The following is a 1,044-nucleotide window of genomic DNA, read 5'->3' as shown; positions in this document are numbered from 1 at the left end:
CAGCTCTGAGTAACGGCTGGACCCAATTACTCCATGCCATGACCGCCCGGGATCCGCTGGACCGTCCCACCGCGGCCGTTACAGCCTCAGTGCTACGTTCCCTCCCCAGCCCCAGCCCCGGCGCTCCGCGCGGATTAGACACTGTCGATTATTGGACACCGTACCCGAAGACCGTTCTGCCGGTTGACCCTGCCCCTCCCCGCCAGCGGGATTTCGCGTCGCGGGATGGCCAGCCGACTTCAGCCATGCCCACCGCCATCCGGACAGGGAAATTACCCTCGCATTCCGTCATCACCCCACCGGACGGGGGGCCGACTCACCCGTATCCGGAAGAAAAGCAAGGCCGGCCGAGGCAACGCCGCGGACCAAGCGCCATGCAATGGGTGTTGATAGCACTTATCCTGGCAGCGGCGCTGTTGGTTGTGGCCGTGATCGTAGTGCCGATCCTCGATATCGGATACGGGCCTGACCCCGTTCCCGTTGACTACCCCGCAGCACCCGGAGAACTTGGTGATCTGCTGGAGGAGCTACAGGACAGCGTGGCACCACGATGAAAATGACCGGATTCATGCGCCGCACCCTGGTGGTAAGCGTCAGTGTGGCCTTGCTCAGCGGGTGCAGCAGTACTTCGGCCGGCTACGGCCCGGCCGCAGCCCGGCAACTCCAATCCGACGTGCTGGCCGTGACGCAATTCTCTGTTGATGAAAACTACGAAGAAGCCCTAAATGTTCTCAATGAGCTCAGTGTCCGCTTGGACGCCCTGGCGTCCAGCGGAGCCGTTCCACCCGACCGGCAGCAGCGCATAGAAGACGCCATCGCGGCCGTCCGGACTTACCTCGAAGACAGGGCCGGTGACCAGGCAGATCCAACCCAACTGGTACCCGAACCACAAACGCCCACGCCGTCACCGTCACCGTCACCGTCACTGAAGGAATCCACGCCTGCACCCGGTGAACTGCCGCCCCTACCTCCCCCTGCCCTTGACCCATTGGTTCCAGCGCCGCCGCCACCGCCACCGCCACCGCCACCAAGCGAATCACCACT

General features: G+C 63.8%; 1 protein-coding gene and 1 pseudogene. Both read left to right on the top strand.

Annotated features, from left to right (window positions below; all coding sequences use genetic code 11):
* Nucleotides 1-554 (top strand): annotated as a pseudogene (locus Y708_RS29710) (hypothetical protein); the annotation flags it as partial.
* The coding region (locus Y708_RS27430) for a putative periplasmic lipoprotein (RefSeq protein WP_216699750.1) at nucleotides 551-1,044 on the top strand (494 nt) is incomplete at its 3' end. The pseudogene Y708_RS29710 and the gene Y708_RS27430, both read left to right, overlap by 4 nt.

The organism is Arthrobacter sp. H5 (assembly GCF_000520595.1).
Taxonomy (GTDB): domain Bacteria; phylum Actinomycetota; class Actinomycetes; order Actinomycetales; family Micrococcaceae; genus Arthrobacter_D.
The sequence above is the reverse complement of the archived record's forward strand: the minus strand, read 5'-3'. Positions and strand labels throughout refer to the sequence as shown.